This is a genomic window from Castellaniella sp. (assembly GCF_004321985.1).
Lineage (GTDB): Bacteria > Pseudomonadota > Gammaproteobacteria > Burkholderiales > Burkholderiaceae_B > Castellaniella.
Map to the genome: position 1 here is coordinate 1 of NZ_SCQN01000076.1, position 1,969 is coordinate 1,969.

General features: G+C 63.4%; 1 protein-coding gene and 1 pseudogene. Both read right to left on the bottom strand.

Annotation, left to right across the window (positions count from 1 at the left end; genetic code table 11):
- Positions 1–1,341: pseudogene (rpoB, locus tag EPN31_RS16415) on the bottom strand (DNA-directed RNA polymerase subunit beta); the annotation flags it as partial.
- 228 nt (positions 1,342–1,569) lie between these two features.
- Positions 1,570–1,941 (bottom strand): 50S ribosomal protein L7/L12, encoded by a 372-nt coding sequence (gene rplL / locus EPN31_RS16420; RefSeq protein ID WP_007514537.1) that lies wholly within the window; start codon positions 1,939–1,941, stop codon positions 1,570–1,572.
- Between the last annotated feature and the right edge of the window lie 28 nt (positions 1,942–1,969).

Consider the following 1,969-nt stretch of genomic DNA (forward strand, 5'->3'; position numbering starts at 1 on the left):
CTCCTTGACCAGCCGCTGCGACTCCTCTTCCTTGCGCTCGCTGAAGTACTTGTGGTCGTACAGCACGCCCGGGCCGAGGATTTCCTTGCGGCCCACGCGGCGGTTGAACTTCATCCGGCCGACCGCCGACAGGTCGTAGCGGTCGAAGGTGAAGAACAGGTTGAAGAACAGGTTCTGCGCAGCGTCCTTGGTCGGCGGCTCGCCCGGGCGCATCATGCGGTAAATCTCCACCAGCGCCTCCAGCGGCGTCTTGGTGTTGTCGATGCGCAGGGTGTGCGAGATGTAGGCGCCGCGGTCGAGATCGTTGACGTACAGCGTCGGCACGACTTCGATGCCGGCCTTGCGGAAGTTCTCCATCTGCTCGGCAGTGATCTCGTCGTTCGCCGAGGCCAGCAGTTCGCCGGTCTTGGCGTCGACGATGTCGGTGGCCACGATGCGGCCGACCGGGTAGTCGTCCGGCACTTCCAGCGCGGTGATGTTCTCGGCCGCCAGCTGGCGCACGTGGCGTGCGGTGATGCGCTTGCCGGCTTCCACCAGCACCTTGCCACCGATCGCCAGGTCGAAGGAGAGCGTCTCGCCGCGCAGGCGCTCGGCGACCAGCTCCAGCGTGGTGCCGCCCTTGTTGCCCAGGTGGAACACGTTGTGCTCGAAGAAGATGCCCAGCATCTCCTCGTTGTTGTAGCCGAGCGCGCGCAGCAGCACCGTCACCGGCAGCTTGCGGCGACGGTCGATGCGGGTGAACAGCGCGTCCTTCGGGTCGAACTCGAAGTCCAGCCAGGAGCCGCGGTAGGGGATCACGCGGGCCGAGAACAAGAGCTTGCCCGAGCTGTGCGTCTTGCCGCGATCGTGGTCGAAGAACACCCCCGGCGAACGATGCAGCTGCGAGACGATCACGCGCTCGGTGCCGTTGATGATGAAGGTGCCGGTGTCGGTCATGAGCGGGATCTCGCCCATGTAGACCTCCTGCTCCTTGATGTACTTGACCACCTTCTTCGAGGCCGGGCTGTCCTTGTCGTAGATCACCAGGCGCACGGTGGTGCGCAGCGGCGCACCGAAGGTCATGCCGCGGTTGCGGCACTCGCGCTCGTCGAACGCCGGCTCGCCCAGGCGGTAGTCCACGTACTCCAGTGCGGCATTGCCCGAGTAGCTGGAGATCGGGAACACCGACTTCAACGCGGCATGCAAACCCTTGTCGCCGCGCTGTTTCGGCGCGACGTGCTCCTGCAGGAATTCCCGGTAGGAATCAGTCTGGATGGTCAGCAGGTTCGGCACGCCCAGCACGGGCGGACGCTTGCCAAAGTCCTTGCGGATGCGTTTCTTCTCGGTAAACGAGTAGGCCATGATCGGTAGCGCCTCGGTTCGCAGTGGCGCCGGTGGTGCACACACCGGCTGAATGGGATTTCAGGGAATCGAGAATAGGGAATCGTCAATCGGCAGGATCTAACCGGATTTCCGATTCCCTATTCTCCATTCCCCATCTCGTTTCATTTAAAGCAGGCAAAGCCCGGGGGCTCGCGCCCCCAGGCTTGCTTGACGCTAGATCAAACTGATGGCGCGCAAGGGCGCCGATTACTTCAGTTCGACCGTGGCGCCGGCAGCTTCGAGGTCCTTCTTGAACTTCTCGGCATCTTCCTTCGACACGGCTTCCTTCAGGACGCCGCCGGCCTCGGTGAGGTCCTTGGCTTCCTTCAGGCCCAGGCCGGTGATCGCGCGGACAGCCTTGATCACGTCGACCTTCTTGGCGCCGGCGGTCTTCAGGATGACGTCGAACTCGGTCTGTGCTTCGGCAGCCGGGCCGGCAGCGGCCGGGCCGGCGGCAACCATCACCGGGGCGGCGGCGGTCACGCCGAACTTCTCTTCGATGGCCTTCACCAGGTCCATCACTTCCATCAGCGACTTGGCGGCGACGGCTTCAACGATCTGTTCGTTGGTCAGGGACATTGCATTTACCTCTGGAAATGGATTCGAT

Bases quoted from the DNA above. Each gene is read 5' to 3' on its own strand.
- rplL (WP_007514537.1), bottom strand. From the start codon at position 1,941: ATGTCCCTGACCAACGAACAGATCGTTGAAGCCGTCGCCGCCAAGTCG.